The sequence below is a fragment of the Candidatus Arsenophonus triatominarum genome, from assembly GCF_001640365.1.
GTDB classification, from domain to species: domain Bacteria; phylum Pseudomonadota; class Gammaproteobacteria; order Enterobacterales; family Enterobacteriaceae; genus Arsenophonus; species Arsenophonus triatominarum.
Map to the genome: position 1 here is coordinate 82191 of NZ_LWMI01000012.1, position 18123 is coordinate 100313.

Annotated in this window: 12 protein-coding genes and 9 pseudogenes; 16 read left to right on the forward strand and 5 right to left on the reverse strand. The window is 37.7% G+C overall.

Annotated elements, in window-relative coordinates; genetic code table 11:
- Positions 1–159: 159 nt before the first annotated feature.
- Positions 160–1063, reverse strand: a pseudogene (locus tag AYJ55_RS33150) (IS3 family transposase); the annotation flags it as partial.
- Positions 1064–1133: 70 nt separating this feature from the next.
- Between AYJ55_RS33150 and AYJ55_RS12165 the strand changes: the two are divergent.
- From AYJ55_RS12165 to AYJ55_RS12190, 6 genes and pseudogenes are all read left to right on the forward strand, one after another.
- A pseudogene (locus AYJ55_RS12165) lies at positions 1134–1850 on the forward strand (integrase core domain-containing protein); the annotation flags it as partial.
- A gap of 210 nt (positions 1851–2060) precedes the next feature.
- Positions 2061–2502, forward strand: a pseudogene (locus tag AYJ55_RS36655) (site-specific integrase); the annotation flags it as partial.
- 352 nt (positions 2503–2854) lie between these two features.
- Positions 2855–2980 carry a hypothetical protein gene (locus tag AYJ55_RS34620; protein ID WP_281181136.1) on the forward strand — a complete coding sequence of 42 codons (126 nt, stop codon included), beginning with the start codon at positions 2855–2857 and terminating at the stop codon, positions 2978–2980.
- Between the two features lies 1 nt (position 2981).
- Positions 2982–4526, forward strand: a complete 1545-nt coding sequence (locus AYJ55_RS12175) for a phosphoethanolamine transferase (protein WP_063656681.1) — start codon at positions 2982–2984, stop codon at positions 4524–4526.
- A gap of 88 nt (positions 4527–4614) precedes the next feature.
- Positions 4615–5153: pseudogene (locus tag AYJ55_RS12180) on the forward strand (transposase); the annotation flags it as partial.
- Positions 5154–5228: 75 nt separating this feature from the next.
- Positions 5229–6394 (forward strand): annotated as a pseudogene (locus AYJ55_RS12190) (IS3 family transposase).
- Positions 6395–6403: 9 nt separating this feature from the next.
- Here the strand turns inward: AYJ55_RS12190 and AYJ55_RS12195 are convergent.
- Together AYJ55_RS12195 and AYJ55_RS12200 are read right to left on the reverse strand one after the other, a co-directional pair.
- Positions 6404–7804 carry a DUF6880 family protein gene (locus AYJ55_RS12195; protein WP_063656644.1) on the reverse strand — a complete coding sequence of 467 codons (1401 nt, stop codon included), beginning with the start codon at positions 7802–7804 and terminating at the stop codon, positions 6404–6406.
- A 409-nt stretch (positions 7805–8213) separates the two neighbouring features.
- Positions 8214–8597 (reverse strand): annotated as a pseudogene (locus AYJ55_RS12200) (transposase family protein); the annotation flags it as partial.
- Between the two features lie 74 nt (positions 8598–8671).
- On the opposite strand from AYJ55_RS12200, the pseudogene AYJ55_RS12210 reads away from it, so the two are divergent.
- Positions 8672–9838: pseudogene (locus AYJ55_RS12210) on the forward strand (IS3 family transposase).
- A gap of 7 nt (positions 9839–9845) precedes the next feature.
- Here the strand turns inward: AYJ55_RS12210 and AYJ55_RS26025 are convergent.
- Both AYJ55_RS26025 and AYJ55_RS12220 read right to left on the reverse strand, forming a co-directional pair.
- Positions 9846–10246 (reverse strand): annotated as a pseudogene (locus AYJ55_RS26025) (IS4 family transposase); the annotation flags it as partial.
- A gap of 416 nt (positions 10247–10662) precedes the next feature.
- Positions 10663–11638 (reverse strand): annotated as a pseudogene (locus AYJ55_RS12220) (IS701 family transposase).
- Between the two features lie 383 nt (positions 11639–12021).
- On the opposite strand from AYJ55_RS12220, the gene AYJ55_RS36660 reads away from it, so the two are divergent.
- From AYJ55_RS36660 to AYJ55_RS12260, 9 genes are all read left to right on the forward strand, one after another.
- Entirely contained in the window at positions 12022–12282 is a 261-nt protein-coding gene (locus AYJ55_RS36660; RefSeq protein WP_187153252.1) for an aminotransferase class IV, read from the forward strand.
- Positions 12272–12631 carry an aminotransferase class IV gene (locus AYJ55_RS36665; protein ID WP_162505521.1) on the forward strand — a complete coding sequence of 120 codons (360 nt, stop codon included), beginning with the start codon at positions 12272–12274 and terminating at the stop codon, positions 12629–12631. Before AYJ55_RS36660 ends, AYJ55_RS36665 begins: the two co-directional genes overlap by 11 nt.
- A gap of 57 nt (positions 12632–12688) precedes the next feature.
- Positions 12689–13714 (forward strand): endolytic transglycosylase MltG, encoded by a 1026-nt coding sequence (gene mltG / locus AYJ55_RS12230; protein ID WP_063656650.1) that lies wholly within the window; start codon positions 12689–12691, stop codon positions 13712–13714.
- On the forward strand, positions 13711–14346 hold the full coding sequence (tmk, locus tag AYJ55_RS12235; RefSeq protein ID WP_063656652.1) for a dTMP kinase: 636 nt from the start codon (positions 13711–13713) through the stop codon (positions 14344–14346). Before mltG ends, tmk begins: the two co-directional genes overlap by 4 nt.
- A 1-nt stretch (position 14347) precedes the next feature.
- Positions 14348–15337, forward strand: a complete 990-nt coding sequence (gene holB / locus AYJ55_RS12240; protein ID WP_063656654.1) for a DNA polymerase III subunit delta' — start codon at positions 14348–14350, stop codon at positions 15335–15337.
- 11 nt (positions 15338–15348) lie between these two features.
- Positions 15349–16134, forward strand: coding sequence for a metal-dependent hydrolase (locus AYJ55_RS12245; RefSeq protein ID WP_063656656.1), 786 nt, complete (start codon positions 15349–15351; stop codon positions 16132–16134).
- A gap of 38 nt (positions 16135–16172) precedes the next feature.
- Complete coding sequence (gene hinT / locus AYJ55_RS12250) at positions 16173–16535, forward strand: purine nucleoside phosphoramidase (protein WP_063656658.1); 363 nt, start codon at positions 16173–16175, stop codon at positions 16533–16535.
- Between the two features lie 152 nt (positions 16536–16687).
- The gene (lpoB, locus tag AYJ55_RS12255; protein ID WP_063656660.1) at positions 16688–17263 is read left to right on the forward strand and encodes a penicillin-binding protein activator LpoB; all 576 of its coding nucleotides are present in this window, start codon (positions 16688–16690) and stop codon (positions 17261–17263) included.
- Positions 17256–18116 carry a phosphotransferase gene (locus AYJ55_RS12260; protein WP_187153253.1) on the forward strand — a complete coding sequence of 287 codons (861 nt, stop codon included), beginning with the start codon at positions 17256–17258 and terminating at the stop codon, positions 18114–18116. The genes lpoB and AYJ55_RS12260 overlap by 8 nt, the downstream gene beginning before the upstream one ends.
- The last annotated feature ends 7 nt before the right edge of the window (positions 18117–18123 follow it).

Consider the following 18123-nt stretch of genomic DNA (forward strand, 5'->3'; position numbering starts at 1 on the left):
GACTTACAAAAAAACCAGCCGATGATGATAAAATCATCAATTTTTGCATTAAAAATAACCCATGCAAGATTAAAAAATAAACTATTTTTGTATTTTTTAGATGTATCTAACTTGTTTTTATTTTAAGCAACTTTATTTCACTATTGAGCAACATGCTTAACGCCACAATGCCTGCCTATACTGACGACTGGTATAATGACTTCCCTGATCACTATGGAACATCACCTGTTTGGGATGCCCACGTAGTTCCCAAGCCATTTGTAGTGCTTTGGCGGTTAATTCTGAGTCTGGTGCAAATGACATTGCCCAGCCCACCGGTTTTCGGGCAAACAAATCCAATACCACAGCCAGATAGGCCCATCGTGAGCCTGTCCAAATATAGTTACATCGCCGCACCAAACCTGGTCAGGCTTTGTAACAGCGAACTGCCTATTGAGCAGATTTGGAATATCAATACGTTCATTTCCACCGCGGTTGTATTTATGTTTTCGCTCTTGGCAACTGACGATGATTAATTCTTTCATCAACTTACCCGCTAACCACCGCCCAAGTTTCACGTTGTGTGTATTGGTAACCATCGTGGCGATAGTCCTTGCGCCAGCAGAGCCGCCACTAACGTTCCACGCTTCGCTGACTAGGCTACGTTTTATCGTCCGCTCAATATCTGGCTCCTTAGGCCGACACCAATAGCGATAACTGCTTCGGTGAACATTAAAAATACGACACAAAGTTTTCACCGGATAAAGCACTCTTAGCTTTTCAACTACCGAAAATTTTTCAGTGAGTCGGACATTAAGAGCGCAGTAGCCTTTTTTAAGATGTCATTCTCCATTTCCAGCCGGTGGATTTTTTTCTTCATTTCTCTGAACTCAATTTGTTCAGGTGTTAATGGCAGACCAGGCGATGTTTTCCCTTGACGTTCTAAACGAAGGGCTCTTACCCACCGGCTAATCGCTGAAAGACTGACGTTCATGCCTTTCGCGGCTTCCTGGTAGGTGTAATTTTGGTCAAGGACTAATTTGGCGGTTTCACATTTAAATTCAGCAGTAATTATTTTACCCATTTCGGCACCTATAAAAATTATGAGGTAAACATATCACCTCAACTTAGGTGGCCAAATTTAGTATGCCACTACAATTTGGCTGCGCCATAATCTCGAAAATTTTACAAAACGCCTAAAAGCGCTTGAAGATAAAATCGCAACAGAAGGAATTATCCTGTCAGAATCACAAATCAGTGCTCTAGAAAAGAAAGTGCAAGATGATGAAGCCTGTGGTGAGATTGAAACAGCGCATCCAGGTTCTCTGGGTTCACAAGATACTTTTTATGTCGGTCATTTAAAAGGCGTTGGTCGTGTTTATCAACAAACTTACATTGATACTTACAGTAAAGTCGTTCATTGTAAGCTTTACACAACAAAAAGCGCGATAACGGCGGCAGATTTATTAAATGACAAGGTTCTCCCTTTTTATTCCCAGCATGGGTTACCGGTGTTACGTATACTGACGGACAGAGGCAGTGAGTATTGTGGTAAAGTTGAACATCACGATTATCAACTTTATCTCGCTATCAATGATATTGATCATACAAAAACTAAAACTCGTTCACCTCAAACTAATGGGATTTGTGAACGCTTTCATAAAACTGTATTACAAGAGTTCTATCAGGTGGCTTTTCGTAAGAAAATCTATAGGGCTTTAGATGAATTACAAGCTGATTTAGATAAATGGTTAGCAGAATATAATAACCAACGCACTCATCAAAGAAAAATGTGTTGAGGTCGAACTCCTATGGCAACTTTACACGATGGAAAACAACTTTGGAGAGAGAAAGATTTAAATCAAATTTAACCTGACAGGTACTGTATAAATAACCGGTAACTGTCAGATCAAGTCTGAGCTACTACACTCTCCAGCGAGGTTAAGTAACCCGACTTTATGTTTGATGATAGGATTATTTGTTTGATACATAGAATTACCTTTTATTTAATTATCTAATGATGTTAATTAAAACCGGTAACGCTCTTTTTTAAATCAGAATTGTCAGATTAAATTAAGACTAATACACTTTATTCTATATCACCAATTGTAGTAAAAATTGCGATGGAGCTTGCCTATCTTTGCCTTGCCAGGCAAGCAGATATTTTATCTTTAACTTATTCTCAGCTATCTAATGATGGCATATTTATTAAGCAAGGGAAAACAGGGGTTGCACAAATAAAAGCATGGACAGATCGTTTACATGCAGCTATAGAGTTAAGTCATACTTTACCTTTAGATAAGGGAATTGGCAGTATATATGTTCTCCATCAACAAAGTGGATCTGGGTATACTTGTGATGGTTTAAATAGCAGTTGGAGGAAAGCAAAAGGTGTCTCAGATTTTGATGGTTCCTTTATCTGAAAAACAAACAATATCTGGTCATAAAAACATCGCTCAAACTGCAAGATACGATAGAAAAATTAATATTGTTCCTGTCGTTGGAGGTCAAAAAAAGAAATGATCAAATCAAAAATATAGTGAAAGGTGATTTTAGTCACAAAAATTCGGCCTTAAGTGACTAGCTTTTTATCACTTAACTTATTGATAATAAAGGAAAAATTAATCACATTCAAAATAGTCAATTATTCGTTTAGCCGGACTTACACAAATCCACTTACACCCAACCAACAACTAATTCTTAACAACCTCCTCCAACGCTGCTAATATGATGCTCATTAGGTGGGGCTATTATGTTTACGGTGAATAATGATCAATAAAAATTAAAGCTAGCAAAAAGAGGTTAATTCCAGTCAAAAAGGATAGCGAAGTCTGGCTGGCAAACGGCACGGGCGACGCTTGGTGATTTCGAGACGGTGAAATCATCCACGGTTTCTTTTGAGGCTGAGAAAAAAGCCAAAGAAACAGGCATGGTGCTTGAAGAATGCAAAAAATACCAGTTTAGCCGAGTCATTAATTTTATCGAATTTTTTAAAGATTAACATGATTTATACGAAAATTTTAAAAAAAAATATTGTCATATTATTATTAATATTTTTAATCTCTCAAATTATCAATCTCTATGTTTTTAGAACAAGTAAAGGAATATCACACATCTCTACTTTTACTATTCTCTTAATAACTTTTGTATTAATAATTAGTAATGGAAGCATAAAAAAAGCGATAGGAATATTTTTTCTATTTTTTATAAATTTAAAAATTATTTACTCATTATGTTTTAACGGAAACATAACAGTCTCTGCGATAAAATCAATATTCGAAACCAACATAAAAGAAGTTTCACTTATGTTTAATGGTTTATTTTTTAAATTAACTTTTCCTTCGTTAATTTTAACAATTTCTGTATTTTTCTTGGTAAGTAAAATAAGAAAAAATTTAAATATTAATCCTTTATTTTTAAATGTAACATTGATTTCTATTTGCTTAACTTTTATTTCTGTTTTTATTAATATAAAAAATGAACCAAGGTTAATTCCTAACATTAAAGAAGATAATAAAGAGCTTGGAATATTTTTAAAGAATAGAGTTCCTTTAGTGGTTGGAGACATCATTTTTATAATGACGAATTGGTCAGGCAGTAAAAAATATTTAAATATAAGCAAGATTGAAAAACTTAATAACTCTATCATTAAAAAAATCAATAGTAATAATAAAAATATTATCTTAATAATGGGGGAAGCATCGTTATCATTACGTTACAGCGTTTATGGTTATCACTTAAATACAACACCACATATGGCAAAAATCTTCTCTACAGAAGATGCCTGTATATTAAATAATGTCCATTCAAGCGCACCGATAACGAGGGATTCTGTATCAATGACATTAGCTTTCCACGTGCCAGAAAGTGAAGATAATTTGTTTATTAATAAATCGATAGTCGAAATGGCAAAAGAGAATGGCTATAAAACTTATTGGATCGGCGCACAAGAAATTAAAGGATTGTTTGCTTCTAAGTATGGTTTTATTGCCAAAAAAAGCGATTATATAAAACTAACTCATTATGATGACAATAAATTAACTACATTATTATCGGAAGTCTTGTCTGATGGTAAAGAAAAACGATTTATTGTTATCCATCTAAATGGTAACCATTTACCCTACAACAATTATGATGAAATAGACAAAAATTTATTACCCAATGCAGAAAAATATGATTTAACTATCCATCATGTTGATAGAGTCGTAAATGATATATTTAATGTTATTGATAAACAAAAAATTGATTACAATTTGATTTATACCGCCGATCATGGCGAAATCGTAAATGTAGGTCATGGCTTAGAAAAAGGTATAGAGCAGTATATTATACCTTTTATGTATCGATCAACAAATCCAGATAACGACTGTAAATTCATTGAATCTTTTCGCAATAAAAACGGATATCTAAGTGGTTTAATGAATAAATATATTTTATCGGAACTTCTTGGTTATAAAATAGATAAAAATGTACTTACAAAAGAGCGAGAATATGACAGAGTGTTAACAGCAAATGAAGAGGTTGTAACATTTTATGATATAAAATGATAAATATCTCTATGCAGGTTTATCAGGCCAAAAGGTAGTGTTCAAAAATCTGTGTCATATCTTAAACTCAAAAAAAGAGGTATGACATATGAGAAATCAATCATTTAATTTTGATGAAGCGTTGAAGCAATTACAATCAGGTAAAAATTTACTCGGTACGGATGGAATACTCACACCACTCATAAAACAGCTGACCGAAGCTGCCCTGCAGGCAGAAATAGAACACTCCCTATCGACAACGTCAATCGATACGCGTAAAAATGGCTATACTCGAAAAACGGTTAAATCGACATCAGGTCAATTTGAACTGAAAACGCGCAGAGACAGGTCAGGTGCTTTTGAGCCTCAGCTCATTAAGAAAAATCAGACAAAATTATCAGAGGATATTGATAACAAAATCCTATCGTTATTTGCATTAGGCATGAGTTATCGTGATATTCAAAAACATATTGCAGAATTATATGGACTGGAAATATCAGATGGAGATATTACGCATATTACTGATAAATTACTCCCTGAATTAAAAGCCTGGCAACAACGCCCTCTGGAGGCGCTCTATCCTTTTGTCTGGCTCGATGCCATTCATTCAAGATAAAACATGATGGTCACTATATCAATAAGGCAATCTTGTAGTGGCATACTAAATTTGGGCCACCTAAGTTAAGGTGATATGCTTACCTCATAATTTTTATAGGTGCCGAAATGAGTAAAATAATTACTGCTGAATTTAAATGTGAAACCGCCAAATTAGTCCTTGACCAAAATTACACCTACCAGGAAGCCGCGAAAGGCATGAACGTCAGTCTTTCAGCGATTAGCCAGTGGGTAAGAGCCCTTCGTTTAGAACGTCAAGGGAAAACATCGCCTGGTCTGCCATTAACACCTGAACAAATTGAGTTCAGAGAAATGAAGAAAAAAATCCACCGGCTGGAAATGGAGAATGACATCTTAAAAAAGGCTACTGCGCTCTTAATGTCCGACTCACTGAAAAATTTTCGGTAGTTGAAAAGCTAAGAGTGCTTTATCCGGTGAAAACTTTGTGTCGTATTTTTAATGTTCACCGAAGCAGTTATCGCTATTGGTGTCGGCCTAAGGAGCCAGATATTGAGCGGACGATAAAACGTAGCCTAGTCAGCGAAGCGTGGAACGTTAGTGGCGGCTCTGCTGGCGCAAGGACTATCGCCACGATGGTTACCAATACACACAACGTGAAACTTGGGCGGTAGTTAGCGGGTAAGTTGATGAAAGAATTAATCATCGTCAGTTGCCAAGAGCGAAAACATAAATACAACCGCGGTGGAAATGAACGTATTGATATTCCAAATCTGCTCAATAGGCAGTTCGCTGTTACAAAGCCTGACCAGGTTTGGTGCGGCGATGTAACCTATATTTGGACAGGCTCACGATGGGCCTATCTGGCTGTGGTATTGGATTTGTTTGCCCGAAAACCGGTGGGCTGGGCAATGTCATTTGCACCAGACTCAGAATTAACCGCCAAAGCACTACAAATGGCTTGGGAACTACGTGGGCATCCCAAACAGGTGATGTTCCATAGTGATCAGGGAAGTCATTATACCAGTCGTCAGTATAGGCAGGCATTGTGGTGTTATCAGATGACCCAAAATATCAGTCGCAGAGGGAATTGTTGGGATAATAGTCCGATGGAACGATTCTTCCGTAGTCTGAAGACCGAATGGGTGCCAACGACTGGCTACCAAAGCTTTAGTACTGCTCAGTCAGCCATTATTCGCTACATAACCCACTACTATAGCGATATAAGACCTCACTGGTATAACGGTGGATTAACGCCAAACGAATCAGAGCGACTGTTCCGTGAACAGTCAGGTAGGGTGGCCAATTTTAGTTGACCACTACAGTCATGGCAGGTTCCTTTGGTAGCAAATCCCTTTTTTCCCCACCGTTAGACCCTTAATTTTCTTTTCCATCAACGGCCAGAGGGCTGTTTTTCGCTTATGTTTTTCGTAGAGAGTGGTAAGGTAGGTCACTGTTCCCGGGAACTGCAAACTTTCTTCCAGACCTTTGCTGTAATCGATAGATTTTTTCATATCTGAAGCGGCATAGCTGTAATATTTACTCTTCGCTTGATTAATAGCGTCTTCGACCAGAAAACGGCGCAATAGCGTAGCAGCAAGGGCATAGCCATGTTTATACAGCGTACTGGATAATGTTCGGATGAATGAGTTTGTGAGGTGAACAAGGGAATTGGCTAGTTTCTCTATTGGCATGGCTGTAATACATTCGTCGATTAAATCAAATCGCTCTATATCTGAGGCAAAAGCGATATACCGCTCAAGCCCTTTCTCTTTTGCAATGCTCAGGAAATGCTGAATATTATCGTTTTCTTCCCTACTGGCCTTTGTGTATAATCGATAGAAACGGGTCTCACATCGTAAAGAAAAGGCATCAATAGCTTTTTCTTTCGCTTCCTCATTTTTGCCATCTTCAATCAGTGCAGTAATTAATAATTCATTCCATGTTGTTTTATCTACGTATCGTTTATCGCTTTGTTTCTCCATGCTTAATAATAATTCAACGGCTTCATCAGCTCTTATCTCTTCTATCAGTAATCTTGCATAATCAAAATAGTGTTCAGAATGACAGAATTCACCTTTTTGAAAGGCTATTGTCAGAAAATCGATATCTCTTATTAATATACTGATGTCTAATGCTTCCCATGGGCGTTTATTTTGATAATACATATCCCGAATTGTGCGTAAAACATCTGTACTTAATAAAGTACGGTATTTTTTAAAAATCTTAACACCAAAATAAAGTTCATTCGCAACAAAATTAAAAACCTTGTTGGCAATGAAAAATGGGTCACTATTTTTTTGAGCTACCACTGATTTCATCCACGCATCCAGCAGAACAGAGTAGTATTCCATCCAGCTTCCGCTAGATGAGTCTGTACTCTCACTGAATTTATCAAACTCAAGCATGATTTTTGCACTCAAGCTTTCTACCTGTTCTGGGAGTGTGTCCGCTACCTTCTCAAGTGGCTGTGCAATACTGCGTGTTAGCTCATCATAAAGCGCATCCGCTTCGTAGTAATCATAAAAGCGTTTACTTTTATTTTGTCGGTTATACTCTTTTTCGGTGCTTTTGAGTATTTCCTGATCAGATAATAAATACTCGTTTACCAGTACAGCTTTGGCCTGTTCATTATCCTGTATAATGTAATGTATCACGTTTAATAACTCTTCATGACTCATACCATTTAACAATTCATTTTGTTTTTTATTAAGTTTGATTGCCATCTTCCCTCCATAAACACTTTTTTAAAAGAAAGAACGCATTATTCGCAATAGCTAAACGCCGGTATCATAATAAATAATTTCCACTCTTGTTCACAAAGTTCCAAAATCGGTTGATTGTTGTCGAAAACGTCGCTCTCAGTATAATCAAAATAACAATTTAGATAAAGTATATATTATTAATCATCAAGTTATTTAATTTCATGATGTTTTAATTTATTTTTATATACACAGTTATGTACAAATTATTTTTTCACCCCCGTGTGCTATCTTTGGCAAAATACCAAAAACAAAACCGCAATCTCTCACAAAGCCACTTACACCCAACCAACAACTAAAATAGTTAACAGCTTCCTGCAACGCTGCTAATATGATGCCCCTTGGGTGCTGAGGAATCCCCAGAAAATCAGTGTTAATAAACCAACACCATATTTCGGTAGTTTTTAGTCAGATGATTAAGAACGGTGCTCAGTACCGTTCGCCTTAAAATTAGCGGGGTGTGTCGCAGGATATTCTTCGCTAACGCCAGACAAGAGATAACTCGTCGTGATTTAATGCTGTTGGCCTGGTACCTCAGGTGTAATCCTTTATTTTCAGCGTGATAACCAAGAAGCCACATGACGATTGTACTCAGCGTTGCCAGCAGACTCAGAACCAACATTCTTCCTGTTGAGCGACTTTTACTGGCCCGAAGACCAAACCCAAAGCGTTCGCTTTTTTCGTCGCGGAAGTTCTGCTCTATCTGCATCCGACGGCTGTATAACTTGATAATTTCTCGGGGCCTGAAGTCATCTGTATGTAGTGGCATACTAAATTTGGCCACCTAAGTTGAGGTGATATGCTTACCTCATAATTTTTATAGGTGCCGAAATGAGTAAAATAATTACTGCTGAATTTAAATGTGAAACCGCCAAATTAGTCCTTGACCAAAATTACACCTACCAAGGAAGCCGCGAAAGGCATGAACGTCAGTCTTTCAGCGATTAGCCGGTGGGTAAGAGCCCTTCGTTTAGAACGTCAAGGGAAAACATCGCCTGGTCTGCCATTAACACCTGAACAAATTGAGTTCAGAGAAATGAAGAAAAAAATCCACCGGCTGGAAATGGAGAATGACATCTTAAAAAAGGCTACTGCGCTCTTAATGTCCGGCTCACTGAAAAATTTTCGGTAGTTGAAAAGCTAAGAGTGCTTTATCCGGTGAAAACTTTGTGTCGTATTTTTAATGTTCACCGAAGCAGTTATCGCTATTGGTGTCGGCCTAAGGAGCCAGATATTGAGCGGACGATAAAACGTAGCCTAGTCAGCGAAGCGTGGAACGTTAGTGGCGGCTCTGCTGGCGCAAGGACTATCGCCACGATGGTTACCAATACACACAACGTGAAACTTGGGCGGTGGTTAGCGGGTAAGTTGATGAAAGAATTAATCATCGTCAGTTGCCAAGAGCGAAAACATAAATACAACCGCGGTGGAAATGAACGTATTGATATTCCAAATCTGCTCAATAGGCAGTTCGCTGTTACAAAGCCTGACCAGGTTTGGTGCGGCGATGTTACCTATATTTGGACAGGCTCACGATGGGCCTATCTGGCTGTGGTATTGGATTTGTTTGCCCGAAAACCGGTGGGCTGGGCAATGTCATTTGCACCAGACTCAGAATTAACCGCCAAAGCACTACAAATGGCTTGGGAACTACGTGGGCATCCCAAACAGGTGATGTTCCATAGTGATCAGGGAAGTCATTATACCAGTCGTCAGTATAGGCAGGCATTGTGGCGTTATCAGATGACCCAAAGTATCAGTCGCAGAGGGAATTGTTGGGATAATAGTCCGATGGAACGATTCTTCCGTAGTCTGAAGACCGAATGGGTGCCAACGACTGGCTACCAAAGCTTTAGTACTGCTCAGTCAGCCATTATTCGCTACATAACCCACTACTATAGCGATATAAGACCTCACTGGTATAACGGTGGATTAACGCCAAACGAATCAGAGCGACTGTTCCGTGAACAGTCAGGTAGGGTGGCCAATTTTAGTTGACCACTACAGTACTGCTGAAGATCAGCCAGGCCTCTATTGCTAATTTACTTTGTTCTTTGTTGGTTTTGGTTAACCCGGGCTTGCCTTTCGAACGTTTCTTTTTTCGCCCTTTTGCCGGTTTTTTATAGGTGTAAAAATGACCGCTGATGCTTTTTTTCTTTTCTTTGACCAGCGTCCCCGCCCCCATATATTCCGGCGTTTTACATTCCTGGCAATCCAACACTTTTAACCATATTTGAGGAGCCTTATCGAGGCAAAACTGAACGTTATTTCTGATCTGACCGATAAAATCCCAGCCCAGCGATGTAATATGGTGAAACCATGCACTGTGAAATCCAGCATCAGTGACAATAATGACCCTGGCATCGGGCGGCAGGGATTGAGCGGGGAATCAAGGAAATCATTTTTGTACCAATGTCACGAGTTTCGCACAGGCATATAAAATTCCAGAAATGGCTTAAAAGCAATGGTTAATTTGCAAGTTACTAAAACGTATAAATTTTTTAAATTACAATAAGTTGCTTTTAATTTATAAGATTTTGTCTATTTATATATTATGTTGAATTAAACTTAAAAATAGAGCGTTTTTTTATTGGTGCGAAACTCGTGTCCTATAGAGATAAAGGCACGGTTACAAGGAAAACTGTTCCTTTCTTGTCTGTTAGAGCATCTGCTAGCAATCAGCAGACGTTTTTCCCCTCAAAAACTCCGATAAAGAACTTAATGATTCAGCTAGCAGATGGCAATCTATATCACTAATATTTAACCTGTTAATTCACGTTCTTTATCCCGCAGTATCACTCTTTCACGAGTTTCGCACAAAACTAATTTGGGTACGCTAATAAAACACGGATGTGCTCAGTAATAGCATTTTTGATTACGTCCCAATTTTGTTGATAAAGGGTTATTTTTTCAGATATACGACGTTTATGTTGTTCAAACCACGCAGAAATAGCGAGAAAAATATGATTTCTTTGCGCTCTGCTAGTGCAAGCCTGACAGCGTTCAATACCACAATTTTGTTTAACTTCTCGATGATAAACTTCAACAGACCAACGGGCATCCATGATAGATTTGACGTATTGACGGGTGGGATTGTCTTTGTTTGTTACTCTGTAATCAATACGGCCGTTTTTGGCTGTAAATTTGAAAACAGTCACCCAACCGTAGCCTCGTAAGTGTATTGGAGTTCCTTCTTCTGAGATGTCTAACTTGTTCAGTTGTTTGTTATGGTTAACAATCCTGTTTTTCCTCAGCGTGGTTACCCAGACCCAACCATGAGAGCGAATTGATTTCAGATTATCCAGGCTAGAATACCAGGCATCCATCACTACCGCTTCTGGTATGATCCCTCTTTTTTTAGCAAGAACGAGCATTTCGGAAAAGTGCGTGTTTTTTGTTTTTCCATCAGAATCTTTATCATAAATACGATAATCAATAGGAATTGATTCAACAGTTGTTAGATTATGCCAACGTAAATTAACTAAACCTATACCAGCAATAACATCATGTTCATTACCTGAATATTGATAATGGACCATCTCTATTTTTTTACTACGTGTTTTGGCAATCAATGTATCATCGGCAATTAGTACGCAAGGGCTTTTTTTGTCTATAGGAAGGTTGAACTAATCGCCATAGGTCTTTAGGTCGAAAACATCTACTTTTTAGCCATCGACTAATAGTGTCATGAGATAAAGGCGATGGGCTTACTTCTGATAACGCCAAACCAGAGTATCTTACACTGCTTACTTGTAAGAATGTTTTATAGATATTTTTAATGCATGGATAACCGGACAAAATATAAACACCCTAATTTTTTCTTGTTTTGAACTTTATACTTCTTTTTTGGAGATTGCGAAACTCGTGTCTAAGTTGAGGCTTTTTTTATTGATTATAAATGATGGATTTCAAATAAACTGTAGCGATAAATAGCAGGCATTCAGTTTTATTAAGAATTTAACAAAATTATACGTTGGATTAATGGTGAACAGCAAAATAATGTTTCGATAATGGATAGAGCTGTTCAATTTAGGTGATGGCTGTTTACAACAATTCGCGTGGTTGGACATCAACCAGCCTTATTGTCACACCACATTTATCGATTAAAGGGGTTACACAACCACTTTTACCTACACCAGATTGGCAAAAATTGGCTGCTGATATAAAGTAAGATAGTGCAATTGAATAAAAAGGATTTAGCGGTGATTAAAATTATCATTAGTCGTGGTGAAGGTGGGCGAGGATATAGCATAGCAGGCCTCAACAAAGCAACAGTCATTATTTCGTTAACTGATTATCCAGTTATTTATTTGAATCAACAGCAAACAGGTATTAATTTAGCATTGAGTAAAATACCCGTAAATAGTAACTGTTATTTAGCCGGCATTAAACATTTAAATCGATTAGAACAAATATTAATAAAACAGCAAATTGAATGTTGATGAAGCTATTGTGACGGATACTAATAGCATATTTATTGGATGTTGCGCAGCAAATATTTTTTTACGGAAAGGAAAACAAATTTATACGCCAAATTTAAATCACGCTGGTGTTGAAGGTGTAATGCGCAAACAGGTTATTGCGAGTTTATCCGATACTGATTATGAACTTTTCTATATCAGCGACTATTCTAATATATTGGCACAAAGCGATGAGGTAATCATTACTAATGCTTTAATGCCCATATTATCGGTTAAACGTATTATAACGCAGCCTAAACAACCCGTGTGGCACTATTATTCTCGTGAATTATTCAATTTTCTTATGCCATATTGTTTGAGGTTAACTTAATTTTGTGATTAATATTAGATTAATTTTTATAGTGTAATATTAGGAAATGAATGTTAAATGAAGTATGCAAGAAGAATATTGTGGTTGATTATTTTTTTATTAATATTGAGTGGCTGTATTCTTTATACGTTTTACCGTCAGATACAAAATTACGCTGATACAGCGATTAATATTCAAGAAACAACTATTTTTACTTTGCCAGTAGGTACAGGGCGAGAAGGATTAGAATCATTGTTAGCAAAGCAGAAAATAATAAATTCGGCGGATAATTTTCAATGGTTACTAAGATTAGAACCACAATTGGCGCAATTTAAAGCGGGAACCTATCGATTAAATCCTGGCATGTCTTTGCGGGCAATGTTAGAAATGTTTTATGCTGGTAAAGAAGCGCAATTTAGCTTGCTGTTTATTGAAGGCTCTCGTTTTGAAGATTGGAAAAAAGTATTACACCAAGCGCCTTATTTAAAGCAAACTATTGAAAATCAGTCTGCTGATAAACTAGCGCAGCAATTAGGGTTACTGCCAGGTCAATCACTAGAGGGATGGTTTTATCCAGATACTTACTATTACACAGCAGAAATGAATGATATTGACATATTAAAGCGTGCGCATCAGAGAATGTTAACGGCTGTTGAATATGAATGGCAAGGACGAGCGTCAAATTTGCCGTATAAAACGCCATATGAAATGTTAATTATGGCTTCAATTATTGAAAAAGAAACCGGCATTGATATAGAGAGAACTAAAGTGGCATCGGTATTTATTAATCGATTAAAGAAAAAAATGCGGTTGCAAACGGATCCTACTGTTATATATGGTTTAGGCGATAAATACCGTGGAGTGCTTTATCGTAGTGACTTAGATAAGCAGAGTCCTTATAACACTTATTTGATTGTTGGGTTGCCTCCTTCGCCAATTGCTATGCCAGGTAGAGCTTCAATTAAAGCAGCGGCTCATCCTGATGAAACCGATTATCTTTATTTTGTTGCAACAGGTAATGGTGGGCATACTTTTACTACCAATATTAATGATCATAATCAGGCAGTTAAACATTATCGTCAGACAAAAGATAAAAATGAATGAAAAGTCGTTATATAGTTATTGAAGGTCTCGAAGGTGCAGGAAAAACTACCGCGATAAAAACAGTTGTAGAAACACTCGCTGAGGTAGGAATAACTGAGATTGATTTTACCCGTGAGCCGGGAGGAACACCGTTAGCAGAAAAATTGCGACAATTAATTAAGCATGGTATTGCCGAGGAAAAAGTCACCGATAAAGCGGAGTTACTAATGCTTTATGCCGCGCGTATACAATTAATTGAAAATGTTATCAAGCCTGCTCTTGCAAAGGGAAGGTGGGTCATTGGTGATCGCCATGATCTCTCATCACAAGCATATCAAGGTGGAGGACGTGGGCTTTCTGCCGAATTAATGCAAGTATTGCGCAATACCATATTGGATGATTTTCGACCTGATCTAACACTATATCTTGATATAGAACCCACTCTTGGCTTGCAGCGAGCACGGGATCGTGGTGAACTAGATCGGATAGAAAAAGAGTCATTGGACTTTTTTAAACGAACCCGTCAGCGCTATCTTGAATTAGCTGCGGAAGATGACACAATCATCACAATTGATGCTAACAAATCATTAGAAGAGGCGCAAAAAACCATTCGCCAGGCATTATCGAATTGGTTGACAGCGCAAGACAAGTAGAATGAATTGGTATCCATGGTTAAATCATGCATATAGACAGATAATTGCTTTCCATCAGAAGAAGCAAGGACATCATGCATTGCTATTACATGCTAATGCTGGAATGGGAAGTGATTCACTCATTTATGCTATTAGCCGTTGGCTGATGTGCCAACAACCAGCGGGCATGAAAAGCTGTGGTAGTTGTCATAGCTGTCAACTGATGTTAGCAGGGACACATCCTGACTGGCATAAAATTACCGCTGACAAAGGTAAAAATACGATAGGTATTGAAAGTATTCGTTGTTTAACTGAGTTTTTAGTTAGCCATGCACAGCAAGGTGGCGCGAAAGTTATTTGGTTTCCTGCGGTGGAAGCACTAACAGAAGCGGCTAGCAACGCATTATTGAAAACTTTAGAAGAGCCGACAGACAATACCTATTTTTTTTTAGAGTGTCGAGATCCAGCTTCATTGCTAGCTACGTTACGTAGTCGATGTTTTTATTATTACCTTTCAGTACCTGAGTGTAAAACCGCGATTTCTTGGTTACAAAAACAAAAAATATCGTTAGCGCAAGTTGATATTGAAACGGCAATAAAACTGAACGCAGGTGCGCCTCTTGCCGCTTTAACACTGTTACAACCTGAGAATTGGCTAAAAAGAAAGCAATTTTGCCAATCATTAATGCAACATTTATCAACAAAGACACTTTTAAACTGGTTACCTGAATTGGATCAGCCAGACGCTGCCTGTCGGATCAGTTGGCTGATAAGCCTATTGTTGGATGCAGTAAAATATCAACAGCATGCAGGGAATTATTGTGTCAATCAAGATCAGTCATCATTAATCACTAAATTGGCTACCATCAACTCTGTAGACATCTTACTAAAGAGCGCTACTGAATGGCAAAATTGTCGCCATCAATTAATGTCAGTGATGGGATTGAATCAGGAATTACGATTGACATCTCAGTTAATTAACTGGCAAAACGCACTTCATTACCATAATTAAAAGGGTTTATTATGTTTTTAGTTGATTCACACTGTCATCTCGATTGTTTAGATTATAAGGGAAAACATAAAGATATCGATGATGTTATCGCAAAAGCAGCGGCTAATGAGGTAAAATATATTTTGGCTGTTGCAACAACCCTGCCAGGCTTTATTAGCATGAAAAAGCAGATTGGTCAGCGTGATAATGTGGCCTTTTCTTGTGGCATACATCCGCTTGATCTTAATCAAGGTTATGATTTTGATGAACTGGCACGTTTAGCGTCAGGCGATGAAGTTGTTGCGTTAGGTGAAACCGGTTTGGATTATCACTACCAAAGTGAAAATGCTAAATTGCAACAAACATCTTTTCGTCAACATATTCGTATAGGTTGTCAATTAAACAAACCTGTTATTGTCCATACACGAGCAGCCCAGCAAGACACATTAGCGATATTGAAAGAAGAACAGGTGGGTAATTGCGGCGGGGTTTTACACTGTTTCACGGAGGATGAGCGGATGGCTAAAGCATTATTAGATATAGGGCTTTATATCTCATTTTCCGGTATAGTGACATTTCGTAATGCAGAACAGATCCGCCAAGCTGCGCGTATGGTGCCTTTAGATCGTATTTTAATTGAAACTGATGCTCCTTACCTGGCGCCTGTTCCCCATCGTGGCCAAGAAAATCAACCCGCTTATGTAAGAGATGTAGCACAGTTTTTAGCCCAATTAAAAGGTGTAGATATTAAAGAAATTGCGCGAGCTACTACACAAAATTTTTGTGATCTTTTTCATTTAACAATTAAACGTGATTAATACACTTGCATCTTCATAAAAATTTAAAGGATGAAATTATGGCAGCAGAAACGATTTTTAGTAAAATTATCCGCCGCGAAATCCCCGCTGATATTGTTTATCAAGATGATTTAGTGACGGCGTTTAGGGATATAGAACCACAGGCACCGGTCCATATTTTAATTATTCCTAATATTTTGATAGCCACTATCAATGATGTGAAACCTAAGCATGAACAAACGTTAGGCCACATGATTACAGTTGCGGCAAAGATTGCTAAGCAGGAAAGCATTGCTGATGATGGTTACCGTTTAATTATGAATTGTAACCAACATTCCGGCCAGGAAGTTTTCCATATCCATATGCATTTAGTGGGAGGTCATCCTTTAGGGCCGTTGTTAACAAAAAAGATAGATAAATAAATTTTGTATCGTTATTTTGTTGATTTGTTATTAGAAAGACAAAAGTAATTTTTTGGTTAATATTTAATTATAAAGCAATTTAAATTGGTATTTTGGCGCAGGCTTTGTTATTCAGTTTACCTTGCAATTTAAGGTACACAGGAGAAGAGTAAATGAGACGTATTTTTCAACTTATTGTTGTGACATTCATATTAGTTGGTTGTTCATCGATAACGAGTAAAAAACCAGCACCTGTTATTACAATCGAACCTACTGAGCCTACCGAACAACCAACAACACCAACGTCTTCAGATACTGTACCGCAGCTACCAAAGGTAAAAACAGTAGATTGGTCAACAGCAGTGATTCCTTTAGCCCATCAATTGGTACAAGCTCAAGGGGTTGAGTCAGGCAAGGTGTTATTAATTGATTCAATAAAAAATAATACCAATATGTCAATTCAATCAATGCAAGCAACCGATGCGATTATTGAGGCTGTTAATAACCAAAATGTATTCAAATTAGTTCCGCAAGATGTGGTGGCAAATGCACGTAAAGCACTGGGCTTATCTCAGGAAGACAGTTTAGTTACGCGGAGTAAGGCCATCGGCTTAGCGCGTTATGTGCAAGCTGACTATGTGCTTTATTCTGTCATTTCGGGCAATCAACAGCAAAGTGAAATTGGAATGCAGCTAATGGCAGTACAAACGGGTGAGATCCTTTGGTCGGGATCAAATCGCATTGAATAAAAAGAAAACACTTATTAACTTGTTATTACAAAAATATCCGGCAATAACCAGTGATAAGTGGCGAATTAAGGCGTTATCAGGAGCAAGCGGTGGAAGTTTTTACGCTGAAGCAACTGCCAATATTAAATTGATTGCGCGTTTTGCCGGAAAAGATCAGCGCTTATTAGGTATTAACCGGCGAAAAGAGCGAAAAATATTACACCAGCTTACTCAATTTGTTGCTGCTCCGAAGGTACTGGGAGCTAATAATGACTGGTTACTATTAGAATGGATGGAAGGTAAAGTAGTTACTGATACCGCCTATTCTTTACTAGAATTATATCAACCATTAAGTCGGATACTCGCATCATTACATTCATTTCCATTATCTGGTTATTCACTGCATCTGAAACAACATTTAGCCAGTTACTGGTATCAAATTGATCGGCGCAGACTATCAGCTAATTGGTTAAATTTACATCATTTTTTTCAGCATGCCTGCCAACCTAAAACCAGTAAAAAAGTACTTGCCCATCTTGATATTCATAGTGGAAACGTTTTATTAGCTGATAATGGAGCTTTAAGACTTTTGGATTGGGAGTATGCTGCTGATTATGATTTGGCATTTGCGCTGGCAACGTTATTCGCGACAAATAGTTGGGATAGAAATGTACAAAGTCAGTTTTTGCAACACTATTGTCAGCAATTGCATGCTTATAATGATTTTTATAAATTAAACCAGCAAGTTCTGTTATGGCAGCCTTGGGTTAATTATATGAGAATGATGTGGTATGAAGTCCGATGGATGCAGACAAAAGATCCGCAATACATAGCGCTGGCTCAGCCTATTAGAATATGGTTTGGTTTGATCTGATAATAAA

Coding starts and splice junctions, on each gene's coding strand:
- lpoB (WP_063656660.1), top strand. CDS start 16,688: ATGAGACGTATTTTTCAACTTATTGTTGTGACATTCATATTAGTTGGT.
- AYJ55_RS12175 (WP_063656681.1), top strand. CDS start 2,982: ATGATTTATACGAAAATTTTAAAAAAAAATATTGTCATATTATTATTA.
- AYJ55_RS12195 (WP_063656644.1), bottom strand. CDS start 7,804: ATGGCAATCAAACTTAATAAAAAACAAAATGAATTGTTAAATGGTATG.
- AYJ55_RS12245 (WP_063656656.1), top strand. CDS start 15,349: ATGTTTTTAGTTGATTCACACTGTCATCTCGATTGTTTAGATTATAAG.
- mltG (WP_063656650.1), top strand. CDS start 12,689: ATGAAGTATGCAAGAAGAATATTGTGGTTGATTATTTTTTTATTAATA.
- tmk (WP_063656652.1), top strand. CDS start 13,711: ATGAAAAGTCGTTATATAGTTATTGAAGGTCTCGAAGGTGCAGGAAAA.
- hinT (WP_063656658.1), top strand. CDS start 16,173: ATGGCAGCAGAAACGATTTTTAGTAAAATTATCCGCCGCGAAATCCCC.
- holB (WP_063656654.1), top strand. CDS start 14,348: ATGAATTGGTATCCATGGTTAAATCATGCATATAGACAGATAATTGCT.